17 protein-coding genes and 1 tRNA gene are annotated in these 24,141 nt (G+C 69.4%); 10 read left to right on the top strand and 8 right to left on the bottom strand.

Annotated features, from left to right (window positions below; all coding sequences use genetic code 11):
• Nucleotides 1-28: 28 nt before the first annotated feature.
• The 3 genes from JJB11_RS04550 to JJB11_RS04540 all read left to right on the top strand — a co-directional run bounded on the left by JJB11_RS04550 (nucleotide 29) and on the right by JJB11_RS04540 (nucleotide 2,417).
• On the top strand, nucleotides 29-742 hold the full coding sequence (locus JJB11_RS04550) for a response regulator (RefSeq protein WP_201166694.1): 714 nt from the start codon (nucleotides 29-31) through the stop codon (nucleotides 740-742).
• A 130-nt stretch (nucleotides 743-872) separates the two neighbouring features.
• A tRNA-Phe gene (locus tag JJB11_RS04545) sits at nucleotides 873-948 on the top strand.
• Between the two features lie 605 nt (nucleotides 949-1,553).
• Nucleotides 1,554-2,417, top strand: coding sequence for a hypothetical protein (locus JJB11_RS04540; protein WP_201166693.1), 864 nt, complete (start codon nucleotides 1,554-1,556; stop codon nucleotides 2,415-2,417).
• A gap of 76 nt (nucleotides 2,418-2,493) precedes the next feature.
• On the opposite strand, the gene JJB11_RS04535 is transcribed toward JJB11_RS04540, so the two are convergent.
• The 3 genes from JJB11_RS04535 to JJB11_RS04525 are packed head-to-tail and all read right to left on the bottom strand — an operon-like array spanning nucleotide 2,494 to nucleotide 8,883.
• A complete protein-coding gene (locus JJB11_RS04535) occupies nucleotides 2,494-3,282 on the bottom strand; it encodes a gasdermin (RefSeq protein WP_201166692.1) in 789 nt (262 codons plus the stop codon).
• 7 nt (nucleotides 3,283-3,289) lie between these two features.
• A complete protein-coding gene (locus JJB11_RS04530; protein ID WP_201166691.1) occupies nucleotides 3,290-6,283 on the bottom strand; it encodes a leucine-rich repeat domain-containing protein in 2,994 nt (997 codons plus the stop codon).
• Nucleotides 6,280-8,883 (bottom strand): ankyrin repeat domain-containing protein, encoded by a 2,604-nt coding sequence (locus tag JJB11_RS04525; RefSeq protein ID WP_201166690.1) that lies wholly within the window; start codon nucleotides 8,881-8,883, stop codon nucleotides 6,280-6,282. Before JJB11_RS04525 ends, JJB11_RS04530 begins: the two co-directional genes overlap by 4 nt.
• Nucleotides 8,884-9,264: 381 nt before the next feature.
• Here JJB11_RS04525 and JJB11_RS04520 point away from each other — a divergent pair, with 381 nt between their 5' ends.
• On the top strand, nucleotides 9,265-10,257 hold the full coding sequence (locus JJB11_RS04520) for a rhodanese-like domain-containing protein (RefSeq protein ID WP_201166689.1): 993 nt from the start codon (nucleotides 9,265-9,267) through the stop codon (nucleotides 10,255-10,257).
• Between the two features lie 65 nt (nucleotides 10,258-10,322).
• On the opposite strand, the gene JJB11_RS04515 is transcribed toward JJB11_RS04520, so the two are convergent.
• The 3 genes from JJB11_RS04515 to JJB11_RS04505 all read right to left on the bottom strand — a co-directional run bounded on the left by JJB11_RS04515 (nucleotide 10,323) and on the right by JJB11_RS04505 (nucleotide 15,370).
• The gene (locus tag JJB11_RS04515; protein ID WP_201166688.1) at nucleotides 10,323-10,733 is read right to left on the bottom strand and encodes a thioesterase family protein; all 411 of its coding nucleotides are present in this window, start codon (nucleotides 10,731-10,733) and stop codon (nucleotides 10,323-10,325) included.
• A gap of 82 nt (nucleotides 10,734-10,815) precedes the next feature.
• Complete coding sequence (locus JJB11_RS04510) at nucleotides 10,816-13,521, bottom strand: bifunctional acetate--CoA ligase family protein/GNAT family N-acetyltransferase (protein WP_201166687.1); 2,706 nt, start codon at nucleotides 13,519-13,521, stop codon at nucleotides 10,816-10,818.
• An 88-nt stretch (nucleotides 13,522-13,609) separates the two neighbouring features.
• Entirely contained in the window at nucleotides 13,610-15,370 is a 1,761-nt protein-coding gene (locus JJB11_RS04505; RefSeq protein ID WP_201166686.1) for a PHA/PHB synthase family protein, read from the bottom strand.
• Nucleotides 15,371-15,465: 95 nt separating this feature from the next.
• Here JJB11_RS04505 and JJB11_RS04500 point away from each other — a divergent pair, with 95 nt between their 5' ends.
• Both JJB11_RS04500 and JJB11_RS04495 read left to right on the top strand, forming a co-directional pair.
• Nucleotides 15,466-16,455: a zinc-dependent alcohol dehydrogenase family protein gene (locus JJB11_RS04500; RefSeq protein ID WP_201167052.1), complete on the top strand. Its 990-nt coding sequence runs from the start codon at nucleotides 15,466-15,468 to the stop codon at nucleotides 16,453-16,455.
• 90 nt (nucleotides 16,456-16,545) lie between these two features.
• Nucleotides 16,546-16,857 carry an ArsR/SmtB family transcription factor gene (locus tag JJB11_RS04495; RefSeq protein ID WP_201166685.1) on the top strand — a complete coding sequence of 104 codons (312 nt, stop codon included), beginning with the start codon at nucleotides 16,546-16,548 and terminating at the stop codon, nucleotides 16,855-16,857.
• A 30-nt stretch (nucleotides 16,858-16,887) separates the two neighbouring features.
• On the opposite strand, the gene JJB11_RS04490 is transcribed toward JJB11_RS04495, so the two are convergent.
• Entirely contained in the window at nucleotides 16,888-18,630 is a 1,743-nt protein-coding gene (locus JJB11_RS04490; protein WP_201166684.1) for a CHASE3 domain-containing protein, read from the bottom strand.
• A gap of 121 nt (nucleotides 18,631-18,751) precedes the next feature.
• Between JJB11_RS04490 and JJB11_RS04485 the strand changes: the two genes are divergently transcribed.
• The 3 genes from JJB11_RS04485 (at nucleotide 18,752) to JJB11_RS04475 (ending at nucleotide 21,106) form a co-directional block, all read left to right on the top strand.
• Nucleotides 18,752-20,194: a bifunctional aminoglycoside phosphotransferase/ATP-binding protein gene (locus JJB11_RS04485; RefSeq protein ID WP_201166683.1), complete on the top strand. Its 1,443-nt coding sequence runs from the start codon at nucleotides 18,752-18,754 to the stop codon at nucleotides 20,192-20,194.
• Nucleotides 20,195-20,259: 65 nt separating this feature from the next.
• The gene (locus tag JJB11_RS04480) at nucleotides 20,260-20,586 is read left to right on the top strand and encodes a DUF883 family protein (RefSeq protein ID WP_201166682.1); all 327 of its coding nucleotides are present in this window, start codon (nucleotides 20,260-20,262) and stop codon (nucleotides 20,584-20,586) included.
• 130 nt (nucleotides 20,587-20,716) lie between these two features.
• Complete coding sequence (locus tag JJB11_RS04475) at nucleotides 20,717-21,106, top strand: HPF/RaiA family ribosome-associated protein (protein ID WP_201166681.1); 390 nt, start codon at nucleotides 20,717-20,719, stop codon at nucleotides 21,104-21,106.
• A 16-nt stretch (nucleotides 21,107-21,122) separates the two neighbouring features.
• Here the strand turns inward: JJB11_RS04475 and JJB11_RS04470 are convergent, their stop codons facing one another.
• The gene (locus JJB11_RS04470; RefSeq protein ID WP_201166680.1) at nucleotides 21,123-22,652 is read right to left on the bottom strand and encodes a phytoene desaturase family protein; all 1,530 of its coding nucleotides are present in this window, start codon (nucleotides 22,650-22,652) and stop codon (nucleotides 21,123-21,125) included.
• A gap of 229 nt (nucleotides 22,653-22,881) precedes the next feature.
• Between JJB11_RS04470 and JJB11_RS04465 the strand changes: the two genes are divergently transcribed.
• The gene (locus tag JJB11_RS04465) at nucleotides 22,882-24,138 is read left to right on the top strand and encodes an efflux RND transporter periplasmic adaptor subunit (protein ID WP_201167049.1); all 1,257 of its coding nucleotides are present in this window, start codon (nucleotides 22,882-22,884) and stop codon (nucleotides 24,136-24,138) included.
• Nucleotides 24,139-24,141 lie beyond the last annotated feature (3 nt).

The following is a 24,141-nucleotide window of genomic DNA, read 5'->3' as shown; positions in this document are numbered from 1 at the left end:
CTGAGGCGGGTCCGAAGCAGAGAGGGCGATGGCAAACATACTGGTGGTGGACGACGAACTCGGCATCCGGGATCTGTTGTCCGAAATCCTGAACGACGAAGGGCACACCGTCGAACTCGCGGAAAACGCAGCGCAGGCACGCGCGGCGCGGCAGCGAATGCGGCCGGACCTGGTGTTGCTCGACATCTGGATGCCCGACACGGACGGCGTGACGCTGCTGAAGGAGTGGTCCACGACGGGACTGCTCACGATGCCCGTGATCATGATGAGCGGGCACGCGACGATCGAGACGGCCGTCGAGGCCACGAAGATCGGCGCGCAGTCCTTCCTGGAGAAGCCGATCACCATGCAGAAACTGCTGAAGGCAGTGGAAGCGGGTCTCGCACGCAACTCCGGACAACCCGCTGCGGCCGTGCCCCTGCGCAAGCCCGGCATGGCGGGCGTGGTGCCGATGCCCCAGCCGGAGCTGACGGTGGAATCGGCCATGACCGGTGGCCAGACCATCCCGCCGGTGGTGGAGATGGGGCCGCAGGCCCGGCAGGTCTTCGAACTGGACAAGCCGCTGCGCGACGCGCGCGACGAGTTCGAGAAGTGCTACTTCGAGTTCCACCTGGCCAAGGAAGGCGGCTCGATGACGCGCGTCGCGGAGAAGACCGGCCTGGAACGCACGCACCTCTATCGCAAGCTCAAGCAACTGGGCGTGGACCTCTCGCGCGGCAAGCGCGAGCGCAACGCGGCCTGACCTTGTCTTGCTCCCTCCCCCTCCGGGGGAGGGCTGGGGTGGGGGCACGCGCGCGCACTGATGCCCGTCATGCAGCAGTGCGCACTCGGGAAGAGGGCCTCTTCCTCGCTGCTATAATCTGCCCTCTCACGGCCCGGTAGCTCAGTTGGTAGAGCAGCGGATTGAAAATCCGCGTGTCGGTGGTTCGATTCCGCCCCAGGCCACCAGCATCCATGCGCCCCAGCGCCCGATCAGGGTTCTGGGGCGTTTCTACAAAGCTGCGACGATTTCTACAATTCAGATGCAATGCGTTTGAATGACGGTGTCCAACGCAGACGAGGGCACGTCGGCAGCTGACGAGCGGCTTTCTGCTTATGACCGTGGGCACTGGGGGCGCGTCGGAGCCGGCCGGGCACCGTTATCGCGAATCCTGCGGCTCCGTATGCCCATACGGGAAGTGAGTATGAGCTGACCAAACTGCGAATCTGCCTCTGTAAGATCTGGACTGCATCAAGAACGTCTAGGGTCTTCGTTGACAGGCCTGCAGCATGTCGCGGACACTTAAATGGCACAGACTGCTTTCTTGTCAGTTGATTCTGTGCGCGCGAGAAAGCCCCATGAAAAGTAGATCGCAGAAAGCGTTGAAGCACGCACAGGACCGAGTGCCTGCGCCTAGCCGTCACGCAGCCTTCAAATCTGCTGTTCGCCGAGTGTCGGCGTCTGGCCGCGCCGAATGCGTAGCTGACGCTCGTGTCGAGTTCGGCATCTTGCCGGTGGGAATGGAAGCCAAATCTATCGTCTGGCCGAAGCTCTGATGGCATGAGCGGGTAGGATGAACGGCTCCATGGGCCGACTCATCGAGATAGTCAAAGAGCGAGGCATTTCCGCCTTCACTTACGACGACGTCAAGTTCGTCAGCAAGCCTCTATTCGCAAATCCTGAGCGCCTGATCCTAGTGGGAGGACAGGCTCTTGAGGTTTGGGGCGTCCTTCTGAAGGTTCCCCCACCCACCGGTGTCGCTCTCACCGAGGACACCGATTGGCTCGGCTCGAAGGACGATGCGAAGTGGCTCATTGAATCGTTGGGTCCAATCGCAAGCGACTTGCAGATTCCCGACGTCACAGACCCAACGCCCAGTTCCGCTCTTGCATTCATTCAGAGGCAAGAGGAGCGGATATTGATGATGGACTTCATGAAGACCATTGTCGGCCCGGACGAGCACGCGATTCGGAAGCTCGCAGTGCAGGTTACTCTCATGGACGACGTGAAGCTTGCCATTCTTCATCCTCTTCACTGCCTGGAGAGTCGATTGGGCAATCTGACCAGCATCCCCAGCAAGCGGGGTGGTAACGGTCCAATGCAAGCGAAGTGGGCGATGGACATCGCAAGAGAATTCATCCTTGGCATGGTCAGGTCGGGTCAACCCGCGGACGAAGTGCAGAAGGCTTGCAAGATGGTGAGCGGGCTCGTGGAGTCGAAGCAGAAAAGACACTACGCAAGGTACTGCCACATACACTACGGGATCAATCCACTCGACGCGGTTCCCGCCGAGGCCGTTCAGTATGTCGGCGGAGGTTTTGAGAACGACGAATGGCCGCGCGTGATCGAACGGGTTACACACAAATTGGCCAGTTGGCGCGAGATTGCGGCCCGTACACAGCCGCAATTGAAGAGCTCAGGTAGCAAGGTAACTTGAGTGGCCTCTTCGGGTCGTGCCATGAAAAGCGACCGAATACCCGCGCCTTCCTGAGCGCGATCGTCTCCGTTTCGCGCTACCCGAGATTCAGCAGTCCCTGCTCGTCCAGGATGACGCTCTCGGGCTCCTTCCCGCCCGCCGCCATCGCCACCGAGCCTGCGGCGGTGTTCTCCAGCGAGAGCACGCCGTCCCGCACGCCGACGTCCAGGCATTGGAATCCGAAGACGAGAGGCACCTTGCCCTCGTAGGTCACGGCGCTCGATCCAGCCACGTCGGCCTTGACTTCGACCTTCCCGCCAATCGTCTTCTGGATCTCGGGCACCTGCACAGCCACCGACCCACCCTTGGCGTCCTTCGCCTCGACCCGGAACTTCGTTGCCTTCAGGGTGCGCGTGATCAGGTACAGCCGTCCGTTCCCGAGCACGTACTGCTGGATGATCTTGTTGTCGACATCGATGACTGCGTCGCGAAGGTACTGCCCGATTTCGAGAGGCGCCACCGCATCCCCGGTCACGTCGGCATACTCGAAGGCGATCGTCTTGGCGAACTTGTACTGGCTCTGGACGCCCAGGTTGCCACCCATGCTGCCGATGATGGCTCCGAGGATGTTGAGCCCCAAGGCGGCCGACAAGTCGCTCGATCGCTGGCTGTTCACCGCTCCAGCTTTCTCGTTCGGCCGGATGGCCGGCAACTCACGGCGGGTTGCATCCGGCGCGACCAGCTGATCGAGGCTACCAAGTTGTTGCGCATCGCCGTTCTGCACGCCGATCAACTGCAGCGGTGCGATGCCTTCCCGCGGCAGGCGAACGACGTTGTAGCCGAGCTTCTTCAGGAACTTGGTGGACGAGTCGATGCAGATTCCCATGATGACCTCACGAAGTTGCAGGCGGTGTGGATGCCGGAAGGCCTTCCAGCTTCAGCGTCGCCAGGGCGAAGGGGATGTAGACCAGCCCGAGCGGATTGGGCCGGTCGCCGCGCAGCAACGCGCGCCGCGCATCGCGCAGGGCCGTGCCGACGTCGGCGCCCGCGACCAGCCGTGCGATGAACGCCTCGGCCATCTTCGTCGCAAGGGGCTCGAAGACGGTGACCTCGGTGCCGATGACGCCCGACGCGTGCGCGGTCTCGACGAACCCGTTCACCAGGTCGATCGCCTGCTCGGGTTCGAGTGCGGTGGTCCGGCAGCCATTGATGAAGACGAGCGTGCGCGGGGCCGCCCATTCGATGCCGCTGGATCGCAGGGTCGCGCGGACGATCTGGTTGGGGTCTTCGTCGTCCCTGCCTATCAGCACATAGGGGATGGCTCCGTCCATGCCGCCGTGGCAGTAGAGATAAAGGAGCTGGAAGCCGCCCTGTTGCATGCGCGTGACCGTTTCCTGGTACGTCAGCGACTTCTCGAAGAAGTCCGCGCCGACCAGCGTCTCGAGCTCCAGCAGGTGGCTGTCCCGCAGCGGGAATGTGCCCGCATAGGCGGATGCGAACAGCCGCACCTTGGCGGCACCAACGCCCCCTGCCGCCTCGACGTTGGCCGGGCCCACCGGCACGCCGATGGAATGACGGAAACCCCAGAATCCGGACGGACAGACGACGCGCAAGTTGCCGTGATTCGGGCAGCGGCCTTCGAGGCAATCGGGACGCTCCCAGAACGCACCGCACAGCTCGAAGGCATCGGGATTCTTCAAGGCCGGCTCGATGGGCCGGTCGTAGAGGATCGCGAGCGGCAGCACTTGCGCAGACGATTCCTTCATGCCCAGCTGCACGACGCCCGGGCATCGCATTGCCTGTTGCAGGGCACGCACGTCACCGTCGCGGGCGAAGCTCTTGGCGAGCGCGTCCCAAAGGTTGAAGCCGCACTTCGCGAGCCTCACCAGGTCCTCTTTCAGGTCTGGCCTGGGTGCGGCGGGCTCGTAGCGATAGATGTCGCGCGCCTCCTGGTAAGCCTCCGTGCTGCCCCAGGACGCGAGGCGCAACTCCTGGCGCGCGGTTTCCAGCAGCGTCGTGATCCTGGAAGCTTCGACAGTCGCGCTCCCAACGATCTCCCCGTCCGCGCCGAAGAACCGGAATCCCGCCATGGCGCCGGGCGATTCGTTCGCGAAGATGCTCAGCGTGTGCTCGCCGAGCGCGAGCAACTGCCGCTCCTCGAGTGCGTTGCTCAACGCGTAGTCGACCTGCGCAGTGATTGCGGGACGATCCGGAGCGCCGCTCCGTTCCCCGATGCAAGCCAGCACGTTGATGGCCTGCACGAGCAGGCCGCGATGGTACAAGTGGACGCGAAGCTGGGCGACGCCCGGCCGGTTCGGCGTGATGGTCCGGAAGAACAGGCGGCTGTCGAGGACGGGCGTCTCCGCGTTCGCCGGAACGTCGGCATGGCGCAGCACGACGCACGTTGGCCCCGCCAGCCGCAACGTGCCCGTACGCGACTCCACCTGGAAGCCATCGGGGTTCGTGAACACCGCGATCTCGAGTTCGGCGTGGTCCACGATGCCGGGCGCGAGCGCCTGGCCGCCACCGATCGCACCAGGGATCAGTTCGCCGGCGGAGACCGTGCACCACAGCCACACGTCGGAGTCGCACGCCAGCGGCTCGACTTCGGAGAGTGCTGTTTCCGGCGTGAAGAATGCGGAGAAGCCCATGGCCACCTTTCGCTGCAGCGGTCCGGGCGTGGCATCCTGGTCCGACCACTGCAGCAACAAGTCACGAGCGGGGACGCCGGCGTGGGGGAGTTCCACTTCGACGTTGGGCTCGACGAGTTGCACGCCATGCAGTCGGCCGAGCGCGGCGACGACGAAGGCACGCTTGGCCTCCATCTGCTCGCGCCCGCGCGCTTGCCCGATCTGCAAGCGCACCGGCTTCTCGCTCGCCGCGGCACTGCGGGTGAAATCCAGGGCGCGGGTGCGACTGGCACGGTCCAGGTCCAGCGAACTTCCGTCCGGCAGTCGCAGCGACATGTCCTGCCCGCCCGATTTCTTGTAGTACAGGTCCACGAGATCGGGCGCGCGCGCAGGATCGACCGCCAGGTCGGCGTTGAACTCGAAAGGCGCCTGGTCGAAGTAGCGCGCGTCGGACTCGCCCGATTCGCCGCCGCTGATCCGCTGCCCGATTGCGGCGCTCGCATCTTCGCGGAGCGCCGCGTACCGCGCGATGGCCTCGCGCTCGTCTTCTGCGATGGGATTGCCGGAGGTGTCGAGGCGCTTCAGCCGCGGCAGCCCGCGCAAGGTCGGCGCCACGGAGACCAGCGCGTTGTTCGAGACGTCGAGTTCCTCGAGCAGCAACAGGCCTTCCAGCCCTTCAATCGACGCGAGCCTGTTGCCGCCGAGGCTCAGCACGCGCAGCGAGCGCAGGCTATGCATCCCCTCCGGAATCCGGCTCAGTTGATTGTTGCTCGCATCCAGCGCTCTCAGGCGGCTCCGGCGGACACGCGCCAGGGAGGGCAAGGCGGAGAGCCGGTTTCGCGCGAGGTCCAGCCGTTCCAGGTGCTGCAGCGCGAAGACCCCGGCCGGCAATTCCGACAGCCGGTTCGCGTACAGGGAAACTTCGACGAGCCGCGCGAGCGATGCGATGGAATCGGGCAAGCCCTCCAGCCGGTTCTCGGAAAGATCCAGGGACAGCAGTTCCTGCAGTTGCGCGACGCTCGCGGGCAGCGTCGCGATCCGGTTGTTGCCCAGGCCGATCCGCCGCAGCGCGCGCAACATGAACAGCTCGTCCGGCAGGGACGTGAGCCGGTTGCTCCCGAGCTCGATGGACCGCAGCCCGCCAAGGCCCTCTGGAAGCGGCGGCAGCGCTTTCAGGCCGAGCCCGCGGAGATCCAGGACCGCGGCCTTCGCCTCGATCGCTCTTGCAATGCGGGCTTCGGCTTCCTGGGTGCTCATGGGCGTGCCCCTCGCGCTTTCAGTCGCTTGATCGCCTCTGCTGCACGATCCGGCGACGGCGCGTAGCCGACTGCGAAATGCAAAGGAGTGTTCCCCCGGCCATCCCTGGCGTTGACGTCGGCCCCGGCTTCGACGAGCGCCGCCACCATGTCGTGGTGGCCCTGGGCCGCTGCGTCCATGAGAGGTGTTTGTCCGTCGCGCGATCTCGGATCGGGTGAGGCTCCCAGCTTCAGCAGCGTGCGTGCCAGGCTGGAAGTGAAAGCGCGCGCAGCGAGATGCAGCGGAGCTTGCCCGTCGTGGTTCTGGCCATTGACGTCGGCACCGGCTTCGACCAGGGCGCGAACCACTTCTTCGCTTCGTGCGCTGCGCGACGGGTCGCGCGACAGCTGCACCGAAGGATCCAGCGCAAAGAGCAGGGGCGTGTTGCCGTCGGCGTCGCGGGCGTCGACATTTGCGCCTCGGGACAGCAACACCCGGACGCCGTCGACGTTTCCGGCATGCGCGGCAACCATGACAGCCGTCGCTCCATTCCCGCTTTCCTCATCGGCGTCGCAGCCGGCGTCCAGCAGGGCAACGAGGCAGTCGCTTGCAGGTTCGCCGGAGCGCCACGCAGCGTGATGCAGGGCCGTCGAACCCAGGTCGTCGGAGCGCTCCGGATCCGCGCCCACCTGGATCAACGTGCGGACGACTTCCGCGCACGCGGCTTCGGCTGCAGCGATCAAGGGCGTTCGGCCGGCGTGGTCGGTGGCATCCGGGTCGGCTCCGGAAGCGACGAGCCGTCGCACCACATTGCCGCTCCTGGCCGACATCAGCGGCGTGGCCCCCGCCGCGTCGCGTGCATCGGCATTCGCACCAGCTTGCAGCAATGCGTCTACTGCGTCTGCGTCGTCCAGCGCGGCAGCCAGCGCCAGCGCCGTCTGCCCCTGCGCGTTGCGCCTATCGTGATCGGCGCCCGCCTCAAGGACGAGCCCGGCCAGACCGTGCCAGCTGCTGCCGGCGCAAGCGTGCAACGCAGTATTGCCGTCGGAGTCGGCACGGTTCCCGTCTGCCCCCAGGGAGAGCAGCACCGGAACTGCGGCGCTCTCTTGCCGCACGGCATCGAGGAGGAGGGTGGTTCCCGTTTCGTCCAGTGCAGCGTCGAGATCGACCCCTTGGTCATGCAGCCAGCGCAATGTCGTCAAGGTGTTCGCGGCCGTGGGCCCCAGATACCTCTTGTCCGCAGGCCCGGGCGGGCCGGCCACTGCCATGCTCGAGCCCAAGCCGCCCAGGGAATCTTCCGGCCGGACGCCGCGATCGAGCAGCGGCTTGATGAGGGGCGGATAGGCGCAGCGCACGGCGACGCCCATCAGCGCGTGGGCTTGTTCTTCCAGGAGGGTTGCCGGAGGCGCTTGGGACCGGAGGGCCTCGCAGGCTTGCAGGTCGTGCAGTGCCTCTGGTGCCGCGGCATAGACGCGCATGCCTGGCTCCTGCAACCCCAGGGCGACTGGAATCCACGCTCCGTCCGGTCCGATCTTCGCCGCGCCAGTGAGCTCCTCGAGCCAAGCGCTGGCGACGGTTGAGACGCCGGCAAGCCGGCGCTCGATGTCGTGCGGCTGGTGCGGCCACACGATGGAGTCCGCCTTGATCTTTCGCACGAAGCCGAAATGGAACACACCGCGCGGCGAGAAGGCGACCGCGGTCTCGGCAGTACCGACACCGAGAAGCTCCAGGAGCAGCGCCGCCCACAGCACCGCCGTGCGTAATTCGATCGGCGCGCCCGTCCTCGTGAGCGACCAGTGCATGTAGCTCCCGTGCCGGGCTTGCACGACGGTGACGAACAGGCTGATGTTCCGGCTCAGCCGCACGTCGCGCTGCTTCGTTCCCGAGAGCGCGTTTCGGATGGCATCCGGGACGACATTCGCCAGTGAAGCCAGGTCGTTCGCGCAGAGGGCGGCACCCTGGTCTTCGGACTCCGCGACACCCCGGGCGGCGAGCGTGATCTCGACGAGGTGGTGCCCCATTTCATGGAGCACGGCATGGCCGAATCCGCCGGCCGTGATCCCCAGGATCAGGTCGCGGCCGATCTCGAACTTCGTATTGGCGTTCGTCCCCGCAACCACCTTGCATTCCGAGTGGATGCCATCCAGGGCCCGCATCCAGCCTCCTTGCACGTGGGCAGGGGAGAGAACAGTCGACATCTTCATCGATGCAGCGAGGGCGTTCACGCAGTACGCCTTCAACGCTTCGTGTTCCAGCACGTCGCCGCGCCGTACGAGCCGCTGGAAGTGCGCGTATTCGACCTCGTCGGGAAGAGGGGTCGCGATGTCCGCAGCCTTGTTCGCCTGGAACATCAACTCGCGCGGCAGCAGCGCAAGAAGATAGACGCGCAGGAGCGCCGGGATGCCTTGTTGCTGGAGAACGCCGTCCAGGGACACGAGGCCCTCGATCGCCGGCACCGCACCAGGATGACCGAGTTTCCGTGCCAGCAGCGCAGCGAGCGTACGTGCGGCAGGGACATCGCCGTCGTGCGTCAGCTGCCGCAGGATGGCCAGCGCCGCACGTGCGGACGACACGGTTGGTGCCTGGCCGAGCATGTCGCCGAGGGCGGACGCATGGTTCATCGCCGCGCACTCGAGGCAGGGTCAGGCGACGGGCTTGTCGTGCCGCGATTGCTGCGAGTGGGCATCGATCCCCCTGCACTGACCGAACGGGGGGCCATTCTCGGGGGTGCATCCGTGCTTTGCAATAAGTCAGTGCCTTCATGGCTGACAACCGACGCTGTCCTCCCCTGTTCGTGGGAGGGCCTGTCACTCCTGCCGGGCCCTCCCTGCCCGCGATGCACAGCACACTGCTGCCTTCGCGTTCAGCCGAGCAAGGGAGGGATGCCGGCCCAGGTCAGCCGCACGCATTCCCCCACCGGCCGCAGGCACCTGACCCACGTCAACTGCGCGCCTCCATCTCCACGCGCATCATGCGTGTCGCCGACCAGCCTCGGCGACATCATGTCCATCGACACCCTTCTTCAGCTGTTCCCCGCCCATGGCGTGCTGGCGATCTTCCTGATCGTCTTCGCCAAGCGCATGGGCGTGCCGATCCCCGTGATCCCTTTTCTCCTGCTCGCCGGCGCGCGCGGTGCGCAGGACGCGCCCTATGTGTTCGCGGTGCTCGCGGCGGCGACGCTCGCGACCACGCTGGCCGACGGCGTCTGGTTCGCCGCGGGCCGCCGCTTCGGCATCGACGTCCTGGCGCTGCTGTGCCGCATCTCGCTGTCGGCGGACACGTGCATCCGCAAGAGCCGCCTCACGTTCCTTCGGTACGGCACGGTGGCGGTGCTGTTCGCCCGCTTCGTGCCGGGCGTGGGCGGACTGGCGCCGCCGCTCGCGGGGGCGCTCGGCATGCGGGTCGGCAGCTTCGCGGGCCTCAATCTCGTCGGCTCGCTCCTGTGGGTGGGCGCGAGCCTCGCTGCCGGCTTGCTGCTGCAAGACCAGGTTGCGGCGATCACCGGCGCGCTGCGCGATCTCGGGAGCCAGGCCGTTCCCCTGCTGCTCATCCTCGCCGCTACCTACGTCGGCTGGCTCGGAATGCGCCGCTTCCTCGTCACCTTCGCCGCGCTGCGCGCGCCGCGCATGAAGGTGGAGGAGCTCGCCGAGCGGATGGCGCGCGGGGAACCCGTGGTCGTGGTCGACGTGCGAGGGTCGGCGCTCGCGAAGGCGCGCATCCCGGGCGCGCGCCACAGCGAATCCGACCGCGAGTTGCTCGAGGCGCTGGACGACCTGCCGGACAACGCCCACCTGGTCGCGTATTGCGACTGCCCGAACGACGTGTCGGCCGCGCGCATGGCAGCCCGGCTGCGCAAGCGCGGCCTGGCGGCGCAGGTGCTCACGGGCGGCTTCTCCGCGTGGGTCGCGGCGGGCTTGCCGGTGCAGTCGCAAGAGCCGGCGGCATCGCCGGCGGCGGCACCCGGCGCGCAGTCTCCTTCCGCTGCGCCGGCGTAAGCGCACCTGTTCGGCGCGCGATGCCGGCGCCTGCGAAGATCGAACCGGATCCTCGCCGTCGCACGCTAAGGCTTGGCGTACCCGCTCACCTTCTGCGCGAGCTGCGCGGCAAACCTCTGCAGGTCGATCAGCGCGCGTTCGTGCGTGCCCGCGCCGATCTCCTCGTCGCCATCGGTCGCGCGGACCGTGAACGTGATCCGCCGGCCCTCGACGCCCGTCACCTCCGCGTGCGCCGTGATCCGTCGGCCGACCGGCGTGGCCGCGAGGTGGCGCACGTCCACGTGGCTGCCCACGGCGGTTTCTCCGGGCGCGAGGTAGGGCTTGAGCGCGGCGAGTGCTGCGTTTTCCATGGCCATGATCATCACGGGCGTGGAGAGCACCGGCGGCAGCATCGGGTCCTTGAACTGGCTGGCGAGGTGTTCGGGCGCGACGAGCAACGAGTAGGAGCCCTGGGCTCCGATGGGGACGGGACGCATGCTGCCCTCCTGCAGTGGTGCGGCCATTCTGGTCCAGATCGGCTGCGGCGTGCGGGTGGCGCCGCGCCGCACGGCGCGACGGTCAGGTCGCCGACAACTTGGAGGCCGCCTCATCCGGCGCAGGCGCGGCCTCCTGCCGCAGCACCAGCCGCATGCGCATCGTGCCTTCGTCGCCGGCCGTCACTTCGAATCCTCGGCTGCGGGCCAGCCTCACCATGCCGGCGTTCTCCTGCAGGCAGATCCCGAACACTTCGCGCGTGCCCCGCGCGCGCAGGTAGGCCAGCAGCTTGTCCATCAGCTGCCTGCCGAGTCCGCGCCGCTGCCAGTCGGACGCGACCTGGATCGCGAATTCCGCCTGCAGGTTGTCCGGATCGCAGATCGCGCGCGCCTCGCCGGCGATGCGGTCGCCCGCCATCGCGACGAACGCCATCTCGCGCTCGTAGTCGATCTGGCAGAAGCGCGCCAGTTCGCTGCGCGGCACTTCGCGGCGCGCGAGGAAGAAGCGCAGGCGCAGGTCGCCCGCCGGCGCCTGGGCGTAGAAGGTCGCCAGTGCCGCGCCGTCTTCGGGCCGGATCGGGCGCACGCGCAAGGGCGTGCCGTCCACCGCGATTTCCGCTTCCAGCGAGGATGGATACGGCCGCAGTGCAAGGCGGCTGCCGGGCGTCGTGCCGGGCGCGCGCAGGCGGATGCGCGCATCGAGCGCCAGCACGCCGTGCGCATCGGCCAGCAGCGGGTTGATGTCCAGTTCGGCCAACTCGCACAGGTCGCACGCCAGCTGCGACACGCGCAGTAACGCGTCCACCAGCGCCGGTTCGTCCACGCCCGCTTGCCCGCGGTAGCCTCCGAGCAGCCTGCCGATGCGCGTGCGCGCGACCATGCCGCGTGCAAGCGCCGCGTTGAGTGGTGGCAGTTCGAGGCTGCGGTCCTGCAGGAGCTCCACCGCCGTGCCGCCCTGGCCGAACATCAGCACCGGCCCGAAGACGTTGTCGTCGGCGATGCCCACGATCAGTTCGCGCGCGCCCGGACGCTGGATCATCTTCTGCACCGTGAAGCCCGCGATGTGCGCATTCGGCACGGCGCGGTCCAGCCGCTGGCGCATGCGCACCATGGCCCGGCGCAGGTCCTCGCCGGAGGCGAGGTCCAGCACCACGCCACCGACGTCGGACTTGTGCTGGATCTGCGCCGACACGACCTTCAGTGCGACGGGATAGCCGATCTCCTGCGCCGCATCGAGCGCTTCCTCGACGTCGCGCACCCGGCGCGTAGCCACGGTCGCGATGCCGTACGCCTCCAGCACGGCCTTCGCCTCCGCCTCGTCGAGCCAGTCGCGCCCGGAGCGCGCCGCGTCCCGCAGGATGGCGGCGGCCGCGTCGGCATCGACCTTCACTTCCGGCGGATGCGCGTCGGGCAACTGCAGCAGCGCTTCCTGGTTGCGGTGGTAGTGCACCAGTTGCATCCATCCGGCGACGGCCTGTTCCGGCGTTTCGTAGCAGGCCAGCTGCGCGTCGCGGAACAGGGCGCGCGCGGGTTCCACGGTGCGGCCGCCCAGCCAGCCGCTGAGCACGGTCTTGGGCGCGCCGCGCAGCAGGGGCACGCAGGCCTCGGCAATGTCGCGCGCCGGCACGATGGCCGTGGGCGCATGCAGGAACAGCACGCCGTCCACTTCGGCTGCGTCGAGCAGGATGCGCAGCGCCTGTGTGTAGCGCTGCACGGGCGCGTCGCCGATCAGGTCCACGGGGTTGCCGTGCGACCAGCCGGCGGGCAGCACCTGGTCGAGCGCGGCAAGCGTCGCAGGCGAGAGCTGCGCGAGCGTTCCACCCGCAAGCGAGAGTGCATCCGCTGCCAGCACGCCGGCGCCGCCGCCGTTGGTGACCACGGCCAGCCGTTCGCCGCGCCAGGCGACCGGTCGTGCCAGCGTCGCCGCCGCGTCGAACAGGGCTTCCAGCGTATCGACGCGCAGCATGCCCGCGCGGCGCACCGCGGCGTCGAACACGAGGTCGGAGCCGGCGAGCGCGCCCGTGTGCGAAGCCGCGGCGCGGGCGCCTTCCGGTGCGCGCCCGGCCTTCACGACGATCACCGGCTTGTTGCGGGCCGCGGCGCGCGCGGCCGACATGAACTTGCGCGCGTGCTGCACGGATTCGAGGTACAGCAGGATCGCGCGCGTGTGCCCGTCACTCGCGAGGTAGTCCAGCACGTCCCCGGCATCGACGTCCGCGCTGTCGCCCAGGGAGATGAAGTGCGAGAAGCCGATGCCATGCGCGTTGGCCCAGTCCAGCATCGCGGTCGCGAGTGCGCCCGACTGCGTCGCGAACGCGATGCCGCCGGGCGTGGCGTTGCCGGGCGCGAAGCTGGCGTTCAGCCCGTGCTCGGGCACCAGGGCGCCGAGGCAGTTCGGTCCCAGGACGCGCAGCAGGTGCGGGCGGGCCGCCTGCAACATCGCGTCCTGCAGCGTGCCGCCTTCCGGCGCCGCATCGTGCAGGCGCGCCGAGAGCACGATGGCAGCCTTGGTGCCCTTGGCCGCGAGTGCCGCGATCAGCTCGGGCACCGACTCCGCCGGCGTGCAGAGCACGGCGAGGTCCGGCGCCGCGGGCAGCTCCGCCACGCCCGCCAGCAGCGGAATGCCGTCGACTTCGCCGGAATGGCGGTTCACAGCCCAGATCGACCCGCGGAAGCCGGCGTCGCGCACATTGCGCAGCACCATCGCGCCCAGGCTGCCTGCGTGGCTGGACACGCCGATGACGGCGATGGAACGGGGTGCGAACAGGTGATCGAGATTGCGGACGCTCATGCAGCTCTCCCGGCCGGCGCGGCCGATGCAGTCATCAGGTTAGGCGCGCTGCGCGACGCGCCGCTTGCGGCAGGTCAACGCAGGCGGTTCACCGCTGCAGGACGTAGCTTCCCGGCGCGGGGATGAGCTGGCCTTCGATGCGCACCTTGGGCACCGGCCTGGCCGTCGCCATGCCCTGCGAGTGCTGCACCAGCCAGCCGTGCCAGCAGGTCCACCACGAACCGTGTTGTGCAGCCGGGGCGCGCGCCAGCCATTCCTGCGGATCGGGCGGCGCGGCATCGGCGGCGTGGTGTGTGTGGCGATAGCTCGCCTCCGCATACGCGAGCGGCCCTGCGGGCGGGCTGACGATGCCGACGTTGTGGCCGCCCGAGACGAGGACGAAGTCGGTGTGCGCATGCACGAGGCGCAGCACCTTGTACACGGACTGCCACGGCGACACGTGGTCGCGCTCGGTGGCGACGACGAAGACCGGCACGCGGATGTCGCGCAGGCTCACCCGCTCGCCCAGTGCCGTGTACGCGTCCTCGGCCAGTTCGTTCTCCAGGTACAGGCGGCGCAGGTACTGGCTGTGCATGCGGGCCGGCAGGCGGGTGGCGTCCGCGTTCCACGCGCGCATCGGCGTGACGGGCGTGCGGGCGCCCATCAGGTACTCGTGCACGAGCTTGGACCAGACCAGGTCCTTGGAGTCGATCATCTGGAACGCACCGGCCATCTGCCGGCCGTCGAGGTAGCCGCGCTCGGCCATCGCGTCTTCCAGCAGTGCGATCTGGCTCTCGTCGATGAACAGGCCCAGCTCGCCCGGCTGCTCGAAGTCGACTTCGGCGGCCAGCAGGGTCACGCTCTTGAGGACGTTGTCGTGGCGCCGGCCCAGCAGCGCCGCCGCCATCGCGAGCAGGGTCCCGCCGAGGCAGTAGCCGGCCGCGTGCACGCGCGTGCGTGGATGCAATGCCTGGATGGCGCGCAACGCGTCCAGCACGCCGAGCTCCAGGTAGTCGTCCAGGCCGAGGTCGCGATCTTCGCTGCCCGGGTTGCGCCACGACACCATGTACACCGTGTGCCCCTGGCCCACGAGGTAGCGCACGAGCGAGTCGTCCGGCGTGAGGTCCAGGATGTAGAACTTCATGATCCACGAGGGCACGATCAGCAGCGGCTCCTTGTGCACGCGTGGCGTGGCCGGCTCGTAGCGGATCAACTCGGCCAGGTGGTTGCTGTGCACGACCCGCCCCGGCGTGAGCGCCACCCCTTCGCCCGGCCGGAACGCCTCCACACCACGCGGCCGCTCGTCCGCCGCGACCGCCACCGCATCGCGCCACAGGTTGGCCAGCCCGGTGGCGAGGTTCGCGCCACTCTGGGTGACGGTCGCGCGGATCACTTCCGGATTGAGCATGGGGAGGTTCGAGGGCGACAGCATGTCCAGCAATTGCCGCACGCCGAACGCCGCGACCTCCTCGTGGTGACGCGAGACGCCGCGCACGCCGTGGGTCGCTTCGGACCACCATTGTTCGGTCAGCAGGAAGGCCTGCGCGAGCGTCGCGAACGGCGGCAGCTGCCACTCGCGCTTGCTGAAGCGCTTGTCGCCCGGCAGCGGCTCGGCGCACGGCGCGCAGCGGCCGCTCCAGACCTGCGAGGCGAACTGGCTCCATTGCAGCGACTTCTGCAGCGCGCTCGAGGCGAGTTCGGCCTGCTTGGACGGCGACACGAGCAAGTGCGTCAGCCAGTCGGCCTGCGCCATGGCGATGGAGGCCGGCGAGACGCCATGCGACCAGCGCGCGATCGTGCCTTTCAGCGGCAGGTCGAGCGCGGCGGGCTGCGGCTCGGGGGCTTGGGCGGACGGAACGGGCACGGGCATGGCTCATCCTTGCGCATGGGGCCGGCCTGGGCGTTGCGCCACGTCAAGCGCGTGCCAGAGTGGGTCCTTACCATGCACGCATGCTGCCGTCCGACATGCTCGCGATGGAGGTCGATGCGGCCTCGCACACGCTGCGCGCCGTGCGCAAGCCCGTGCCGGTGCCCGGCGCCGGCGAGGTGCTGCTGAAGGTGCGCAGTTGCGGCGTCTGCCGCACCGACCTGCACATCCTCGATGGCGAGCTGCCGGTACACCGCGAGAACGTGGTCCCCGGGCACGAGGTGGTGGGCGAAGTGGTGGGGCTCGGTGCGGGCAGCGGCCGGTTCGGCATCGGCCAACGCGTCGGCGTCCCCTGGCTCGGCCGGGCCTGCGGCCACTGCGGGTTCTGCCGCACCGCGCACGAGAACCTGTGCGACGAGCCGCAGTTCACGGGCTACGACCGCGACGGCGGGTATGCCGAGTACGCGGTCGCGGACGAACGCTTCTGCTTCGCGCTGCCCGCCGCTTACGACGACCTGCATGCGGCGCCGCTGCTGTGCGCCGGCCTGATCGGTTATCGCACCTGGCGCCTGGCCGGAGGGGCGGACGCACAGCGCGTGGGTCTCTGGGGCTTCGGCGCCGCGGCCCACATCGTCTGCCAGCTCGCCGTGGCGCAGGGCCAGCAGGTCTTCGCCTTCACGCGTCCGGGCGACGTGGAGGCGCAGGCCTTCGCCCGCAGCCTGGGCGCTACGTGGGCCGGCGGCAGCGACGAGTCGCCGCCGGAGCGGCTCGACGCGTCGCTCCTCTTCGCGCCGGCCGGACCGCTGGTGCCGGCGGCGCTGGCGCTCACGCGCAAGGGCGGCGTGGTGGTGTGCGGCGGCATCCACATGAGCGACATTCCCGCGTTCGCCTACGAGCTGCTGTGGGGTGAGCGGCAAGTGCGTTCGGTCGCGAACCTCACGCGGGCCGACGGCGAGGGCTTCTTCACGCTGATCGCACGCGTCCCGGTCCGCACCGAGGTCCAGGCCTTCCCACTGGCCCAGGCGAACGACGCCGTGCGGGCGCTGCGCGCGGGCAGCATCCGCGGCGCGGCCGTCATGGTGCCCTGAGGCTCCGCGCACCGGACCCACTGCACAGCCGCGCGCTCGCCGGGGCTGGCCCCGCTGCCAGACAATCTACTTCTTGCGATACCATGGGCCATGACCCAGGTCCAGATGGATCCCCAGCGCCTGCGCGCCGCCGCTGCCGAGGCCGTGGGCGCGCTCAAGCTCCTGGCCAATCCGGAGCGCCTGCTGCTGCTGTGCGAACTCTCGCGCGGCGAGATGTGCGTGGGCGAGCTCGAGGCGGAGCTCGACATCCACCAGCCGACCCTGTCCCAGCAACTCGGGGTCTTGCGCGCCCAGGGCGTGGTGGAGACGCGGCGCGAAGGCAAGAACATCTACTACCGGGTGAGCGACCCGAACCTGAAGGAAATCCTGAAGGTCCTCTTCCGGCTCTATTGCAAGGACTGAGGCGCGGCCGCCAGCGGGCCAGGCAGGCTGTTACCCGGCGCGCGCGTAGTCCGGCGACAGCGCGGCGGCTTCACCGTCCGGCAGCGGAAAGCGCGCGCAGATGCTGGTGCCTTGCCCCGGTGCCGTTTCGATGCTGAGCTCGCCTCCCACCAGCGCGGCGCGTTCCGTCATCGAGACCAGGCCGAAGTGCCGCGTCCGCTCCTCGGGCGAGCGGTAACGGGCCAGGTCGAAGCCGCGGCCGTTGTCTCGCACTTCCAGCAGCAACTGCCCGGGTTCCAGCCGCACCTTCACGCGGACTTCGGTCGCGCCGCTGTAGCGCGTCGCGTTGGTCAGCGCCTCCTGCGCAATCCGGAAGCAGGCGGTCTCGATGTCCTGCGGCAGCCGCTCCTCGAACTCCGGGGCTTCCAGCGCGGTGGTCCAGCCGGCGGCGCGCGCCTGCTGCTCGAGCATCCACTCCAGCGCCTCGGACAGGCCGAGGTCGTCCAGCATCGGCGGGCGCAGCCGCAGCGACAGGCTGCGGATGTGCGCCATGGCGGCCTCCACCAGCCGGATCGAGTCGGTCACGATCCTGTCTCCGCCACCCGGCTGGCGCGCAAGCTCGCTCAGGTTCATGCGGATGAGCGTGAGCGATTGGCCGGTCTCGTCGTGCAGTTCGCGCGCGATGTGGCGGCGCTCTTCCTCCTGCGCGGCGATCAGTCGCATCGAAAGCTCGCGCGCGTGCTGCGCCCGTTCGGCCTCCATGCGTTCGGTGAGGTCGCGCGTGATCTTCGCGTATCCCGTGATGCGGCCCTGTGCGTCCTTCAGGGGCGTCATCGTCACGCTCGCCCAGAAGCGGCTGCCGTCCTTGCGCAAGCGCCAGGCCTCTTCGGTGAAGCGGCCCTCGGCCGTGGCGATCTCGAGTGCGTGCGCGGGCTTGCCGGCGCTGCGGTCCTCCGGGGGATAGAAGCAGGCGAAGTGCTGGCCCACGATCTCGTCCGGCGTGTAGCCCTTGATCCTCTGCGCGCCAGGGTTCCAGCTCTGCACGCGCCCTGCGGCGTCCAGCATGTAGATCGCGTAGTCGGTGACGCTGTCCGCCATGAGGTGGAAGCGCCGCTCGCTCTCCAGCAGTCCGCGTTCGGCAAGTTCGCGCCGACGCTGCTGCCGGTAGAAGATGGACAGCGTCGCCAGCAAGGCGGCCAGCAGCGCGGCGATGGTGCCCCAGAAGGCAACGATGCGGTTGTCGTGTTGCGCGAGGCGCGCGGACAGCAGCCGCGACTCTTCGACGGCCATGGCATGAAGCACGTCGCGCAGGCCTGCGGTCTGGCGGGTGGGCTCGCCCGCGTCCACCAGCGCCAGGGCGGCCTCGGGGCCGCGGGTGCGTCGGGCCGTCACGATCGCCGCGGCGGAAGCCAGCCGCGGCTCCAGCGCGGACTGGAGTTCGGCGACATGGGCCTGCTGCACGGCATTGTCGGCGGTCAGATCCTGCAGGCGGCGCAGGTCGCTCCGGATGGCGGTGCGCGCTTCTTCGTAAGGCTGCAGGTCTTCGGCGCGGCCGGTGATCGCGAATCCCCGCACGCCGTTCTGGATCTCCAGCAGGTCGGCCCGCGTCGTGGCGATGGCGCCCAGCACTTCGTGCGTATGGCCGATCCACTCCTGCGCCCGGGTCTGCTGCGCCGAGACCCAGTAGATGCCGGCGACGAACACGGCAGCGCCCACTGCGGCCACCACAAACCCCGACAAGGTCGGGTCGCGGCGTGCGGCACGAGGGCTTTCCTGGGCAAGGGACATCGCCATGCGTGCGGGAAGGATAGCAGCACGACCCTCGCGCGGCTAAGGCGTCGAAAAACCATCCTGGGCGCAGGCATGCTTGACTGCGGTCAAGCCCGCCGCGCGCAGCCGCCGCGAAGAATGCGCCATGTCCGAACGCTCGCCACCGCTGGTCCTGAGCCTCGCGCGCTCGCTGGGCGCCGAGATCGTCGAGACCCACATCTCGTGGATCCTGCTGGCCGGCGGGCTGGCGTACAAGCTGAAGAAGCCGGTGCGCCTGCCCTTCGTGGACTACTCGATACTGGCGCGCCGCCAGCATTTTTGCGAAGAGGAAGTGCGCCTGAACCGGCGGCTCGCGCCGGGCCTGTACCTGGGCGTGTCGTGCGTGACAGGCACGAGCGACGCGCCGACGCTGGACGGCGCGGGTCCCGTGCTGGATTACGCGGTCCGCATGAAACGCTTTCCTGCCGGCGCGCTGTTCAGCGAGCAGCTGCAGGCCGGGACCCTCCCGGCCGCCGCCGTGGACCGGTTCGCACGCATCCTGGCCGATTTCCATGCCCAGGCGGAACCCGTGGCCGCCAGCCTCGACCCGGACGGCAGCCTGCCGCTGCGCCGGGCGCAGGCGGCACTCGCGGGCGCGCAGCCCCTGTTCGACGCAGGGCAGGTCGACGCGCTGGCGCGCTGGCTAGCAACGCAGTGGCAGGCTCTGCGTGGCACCTGGCTTGCGCGGCTCGCGCAGGGGCGCGTCCGGGACGGGCATGGGGACCTGCATCTCGCGAACGTCGTGCTCGTCGACGGCGAGGTTGCCGCCTTCGACTGCATCGAATTCGACCCCGCGCTGCGCGCCGTGGACCCGGTCGACGATGCGGCGTTCGCGCTGATGGACTTTGCGGCCCGCGGGCGTGCCGACCTGGGTTGGCGCTTCTTCAACGCCTGGCTCGAACGCGCCGGCGAGTACGAGGGCGTCGCGCTGCTGCGCTTCCAGCTGGTGGGTCGCGCGCTGGTGCGGGCGCAGGTCGAACACCTGCGCGCCGCTGGCAGCGACGACGCACAGCGCTACGCGCGGGCTGCGCTCGATTGGGTCCGCGCGGCGAATCCGCGCCTGTTCGTCACGACCGGACTGCCCGGCTCGGGCAAGACCTTTGCCTCGCAGGCATTGCTGGAGCGCTGCGGCGCCGTGCGCGTCCGCTCGGACGTGGAGCGCAAGCGCACCTTCGGGCTCGACGCGCTGGCGGACACGCGCGCCCATGGCGTCGATGCGTACACGCAGGATGCCACGCGCCGCACCTACGAGCGCCTGCTGGCGCTGGCGCGCCCGGCGCTGCAGGCCGGCTTTCCGGTCGTGCTCGACGCGGCCTTCCTGCGGCGCGACGAGCGCGCGGCGGCGCGGATGCTGGCGCGTGAACTGGGCGTGCCCTTCACCATCCTCGCCTGCGAGGCGCCGCTGGAGGTGTTGCGTGCGCGCCTGCGCGCGCGCAAGCATGATGCTTCCGAGGCGGACGAACAGGTGCTCGACCGCCTGGCCGCTGCGGCGCAGCCCCTGGAGGCCGAGGAGCGCCGCGAAATAGGCGGTGCCTGCGACGGATCTTGAGCGAAGTCAACTGGGCTGGCCGCCGCTGCACCAGACTGCTCGCATCGACGAGCGATGGAGATGCCATGAACGATTTCACCCAGCACCTGAAGGAAGGCGAGGATCGCCTGATGCAGGACATCCGTGCACTGGCCGCCGACGTGGAGGCGCTGCTCAAGCATGCCGCGCGGGACGCCGGCGACGGCTGGGACGACACGCGACGGAACCTGGAGCAGCGGCTGAAGATTGCGCGCCGGGAACTGGCCTCACTGGAAGAGGCGGTGCGCGCCCGCTCCGGTCGCGCCGCCGAAACGGCAATTGCCTGGGGGCGCGAGCATCGCTGGGAACTGGTGGGCGCCGGTGTCGGGCTGGGACTGCTGCTGGCGCTCCTGTTGCGCAGCGACCGCGACTGACGCGCGCTCACGCGCGCCGCCCTCGCGCGCGCCGCCGTCGCGCGCGCGTTGCGCGGAGCCGATTGAGGTGGATCAAGCGCCGCAACCGCACCTTGCTGCATCGTAGGCGCAGCAACGAGTGGAGAGCGACATGCCCAACCAACCCGTGGAATTCGAGTTCCGTGGACTGCCCGTGACGCGGGCAGCGGAAGCCGCCGCCCGCCGGCGACTGCGGGCGCTGGAGTCCGCCTGCCCCGCCGCGCAGGCGTGGCGGGTGAGGGTCGAGGCGCTGCCGGGCGCAGCCCAGCCCGACCACTTCTGCGCCGATGTGCGCGCGAGCGTCTCCGGCGGCGACCAGCTGGAAACGCATGCGCGCGCCGAGGACCCGCTGGCGGCGCTGCGCCTGGCCTTCAACGCGCTGGAGACGGCGCTCGCGCGCGAACGGGAGTCCGAGCGCCACCTGGCCGGCCGCTTGCTGCGTGCCGTGCGCAGCCGCCTCGGCCGCCGCCAGGGCGGCGCCGGCCACGCGTTGCCGCACTAGCCGCGGTCCTGCCCGCTCACGCGGACTGCAGCAGGGGCCACAAGGACGGCTCCAGCGCCGCAGCCGCGAGCATTCCGCCCATGAATGCGCCTTCCACGCCCGGACTGGTGACGTCCTGGCCGGCCAGCAGCAATCCTGCCAACGGCGTGCGCACGCGCAACGCCGGCGTCGTGAACCGTTCCGCACTCATCTCGATGCCGTACATCGCGCCTTGCGGCGAGCGCACGTAGCGCTGCTGCGTGACCGGCGTGGCGAGTTCGTGATAACGCAGCAGCGGCTGCAGCGCGGGGAAGTGCCGCCCGAACTGTGCCAGCAGCCGTCGCTCGATGGCTGCCTTGAACTCGCCGTAGCCTCCGGGCCGCGGCGCAGCGGACGGGCCGAACCAGGGCGCGAACGGCGCGGCGTCCGCGGCGACCACCAGTTCGGCCGTGGGCTTGCCGGCGCCGACGGGGTCCTTCAGGGACGGGAAGGACACGAAGAGCCCGGGGGCGTCCTCGCGCTGCGGGTGCTTCCAGACGCAGCCGATGTCGTCGCTTTCGTAGATCCACTGGTTGGCGCTGCTGGCGCCGGCCGCGGCGATGTCGCCGTCGAAGCCGAGGTACAACGCGATGCAGGAAAGGCCCGGCGCCAGGCCGCGCACCGTCTCCTGCCAATCCGCGGCTTCGGTGGGCGGCAGGCAGGCCACGGTGTTCGCCACGCCCATCGCGGAAACGACGTGCTCCGCATCTTCGCGCAGCCGGCGCTGCCCGTGGGTGAACTCGACGCCGCGGACGTGGCCCTGCGCCGCGTGGATCTGCCGGACATCGCAGTCGAGCCGCACCTCGCCTCCGGCGGCCTCGATCACAGGCACCAGGGCCGCGGCGAAACGGCCCGGGCCGCCCACCGGATACCACGCGCCGGCGTCATACGCGCCAGTCACCAGCGCGTGCTCGAGGAACGGCGCCTGCGCGGGTGGCGCGCCGTAGTCGGCCCAGCGCGCACCGAGGACGGCGCGCAGCTGCGGATCCTGCACGCGCGCGAGTTCCTGCGCGAGCGTCCGGCGTGCCCAGTCCCCGGCTTCGCCACCATGCCACTGGCGCATCAGCCAAGCCACCCACGCAGGGGCCGCATGCTGCGCGAACACGCCGAAGGCTGCGCTGCGCGCTGCCTTGCACGCTGCGAACCAGCCGTCGATCGCGGCAGCCTGCTGCGGAAAGCGCGCCAGCAGCGCGGCGCGGTACGCGCTCTCGGGATGGGGGATACCGAACTCGAAGCCGGGCAGGCGCACGATGTCGTACGGATTCGCGCACAGCGTGAAGCGCAGCGCGTCGTGCGTGAGCCAGGCCAGCAGGCGGCCGAAGCGGCCCGCCGGGCCGGGCTGCGGCGAGACTCCGCCGATGTAGTGCACGCCGGGCGCGAAGTGCCAGTCGCCGCGCCGGAAGGTCTGCGTCAAGCCGCCCGCGACGGTGTGCTGCTCCAGCACCAGCACGCGCCTGCCCTTGCGCGCGAGTGCGGCGGCGGCGCCCAGCCCTCCAATGCCCGATCCGATCACGATGGCATCCCACATGTGTATCTCCCCCGACGCGGCGGCCGTGGAGAACCTTAGGCGGCGGCGCCCGCACTGTGCTTGACCTCGCGCAAGGGTCGATCTTCGAATCGGCTATGCGAACGCAAGGCCGGGGTGCGCGTGGATGGCGCTGCCTCGACGGGACCCTTGCGCAATCCGGCGCCGTTGATGAACGTCAACTGACGCGAGCAGCCGCCACGTAGATTTGGTGCATGGAGATGTCTGCGTGATGCGAGGCGAATCGATCCGGTCCGCCCTGCGGCAGCTGCGCTCGCATGCGGGTGCGATCACGGCGATCGCGGCGCTGGCGGTGCTGGCCGCCGCGGCCGGGCCACGCCTGCTGTTCGGGCCGCGCGTCGCGGTGCAAACCGCGGCGCAGCGTGACTTCGTGCAAACCGTGGTCGCGAGTGGACACGTGGAGGCACCGCATCGCGTCGACATCGGCGTGCAGGTCACCGGCACCGTGGAATCCGTGCCGGTCGACGAAGGGCAGACGGTCGCTGCGGCCACCGTCCTGATCCGGCTGGAAGCGGCCGAACTGCGCGCGGCCGCGGATCAGGCGGAGCTTGCCGTGCGCCAGGCCGAAGCCCACCTGCGGCAGGTGCGCGAAGTGGACGAGCCCGGTGCCGAGCAGGCCGTGCGGCAGGCGCAGGCGAACTACGACGTGGCGCATGCAACCGTGCGCCGCAACGAGGACCTGTTCGCGAAGGAGTTCATCGGCCAGGCCGCGCTGGACGACTCGCGGCGCGCGGAGCAGGTCGCGCTGGCGCAGTTGCGCACGGCGCAGCAGCAACTCGCCAGCGCGCGGCGAGGCGGCAGCAACGCCGCAGGCGCGGAAGCCGCGCTCGCCATGGCACGTGCCGCAGCCGACGCGGCGCATGCCCGGCTGCGCTACGCCGTCGTGCAGGCGCCGGTTGCGGGCACGCTGATCGCGCGCGACGTGGAACCGGGGCACGTGGTGCAGCCGGGCAAGGTGCTGATGGTGCTGTCGCCCACGGGCGCGAGCCAGCTGGTGGTGCAGATCGACGAGAAGAACCTGAAGCTGCTGCACGAGGGCCAGCCGGCGCTCGCCTCGGCGGATGCGTATCCCGAGCAGCGCTTCGCCGCGCAACTCGTCTACATCAATCCCGGCATCGACGCCCAGCGCGGCTCCGTCGAGGTGAAGCTCGCCGTCCCGCAATCGCCGCGTTACCTGAAGCAGGACATGACGGTATCGGTGGACATCGAGGTGGCACGCAAGCCCGCCGCCATCCTGTTGCCGACCGAAGCCGTGCGCGACGCCGACACGGCCGCTCCGTGGGTGCTGAAGGTGGAGGACGGCCGGGTCCACCGCCGCCCGGTGCAGCTCGGCCTGCGCAGCAAAGGCTGGTGCGAGGTCCTGCAAGGCGTGCGTCCGGGCGACCAGGTGGTGCCCGCGACGGCGGCCAACGTGACGACGCTGGCGGACGGCGCGCGCGTGCGTCCCGTCACCGCAGCGGGTGGCTAAAGC

Source organism: Ramlibacter ginsenosidimutans (assembly GCF_016654015.1).
GTDB classification, from domain to species: Bacteria; Pseudomonadota; Gammaproteobacteria; order Burkholderiales; family Burkholderiaceae_C; genus Ramlibacter; species Ramlibacter ginsenosidimutans.
The sequence above is the reverse complement of the archived record's forward strand: the minus strand, read 5'-3'. Positions and strand labels throughout refer to the sequence as shown.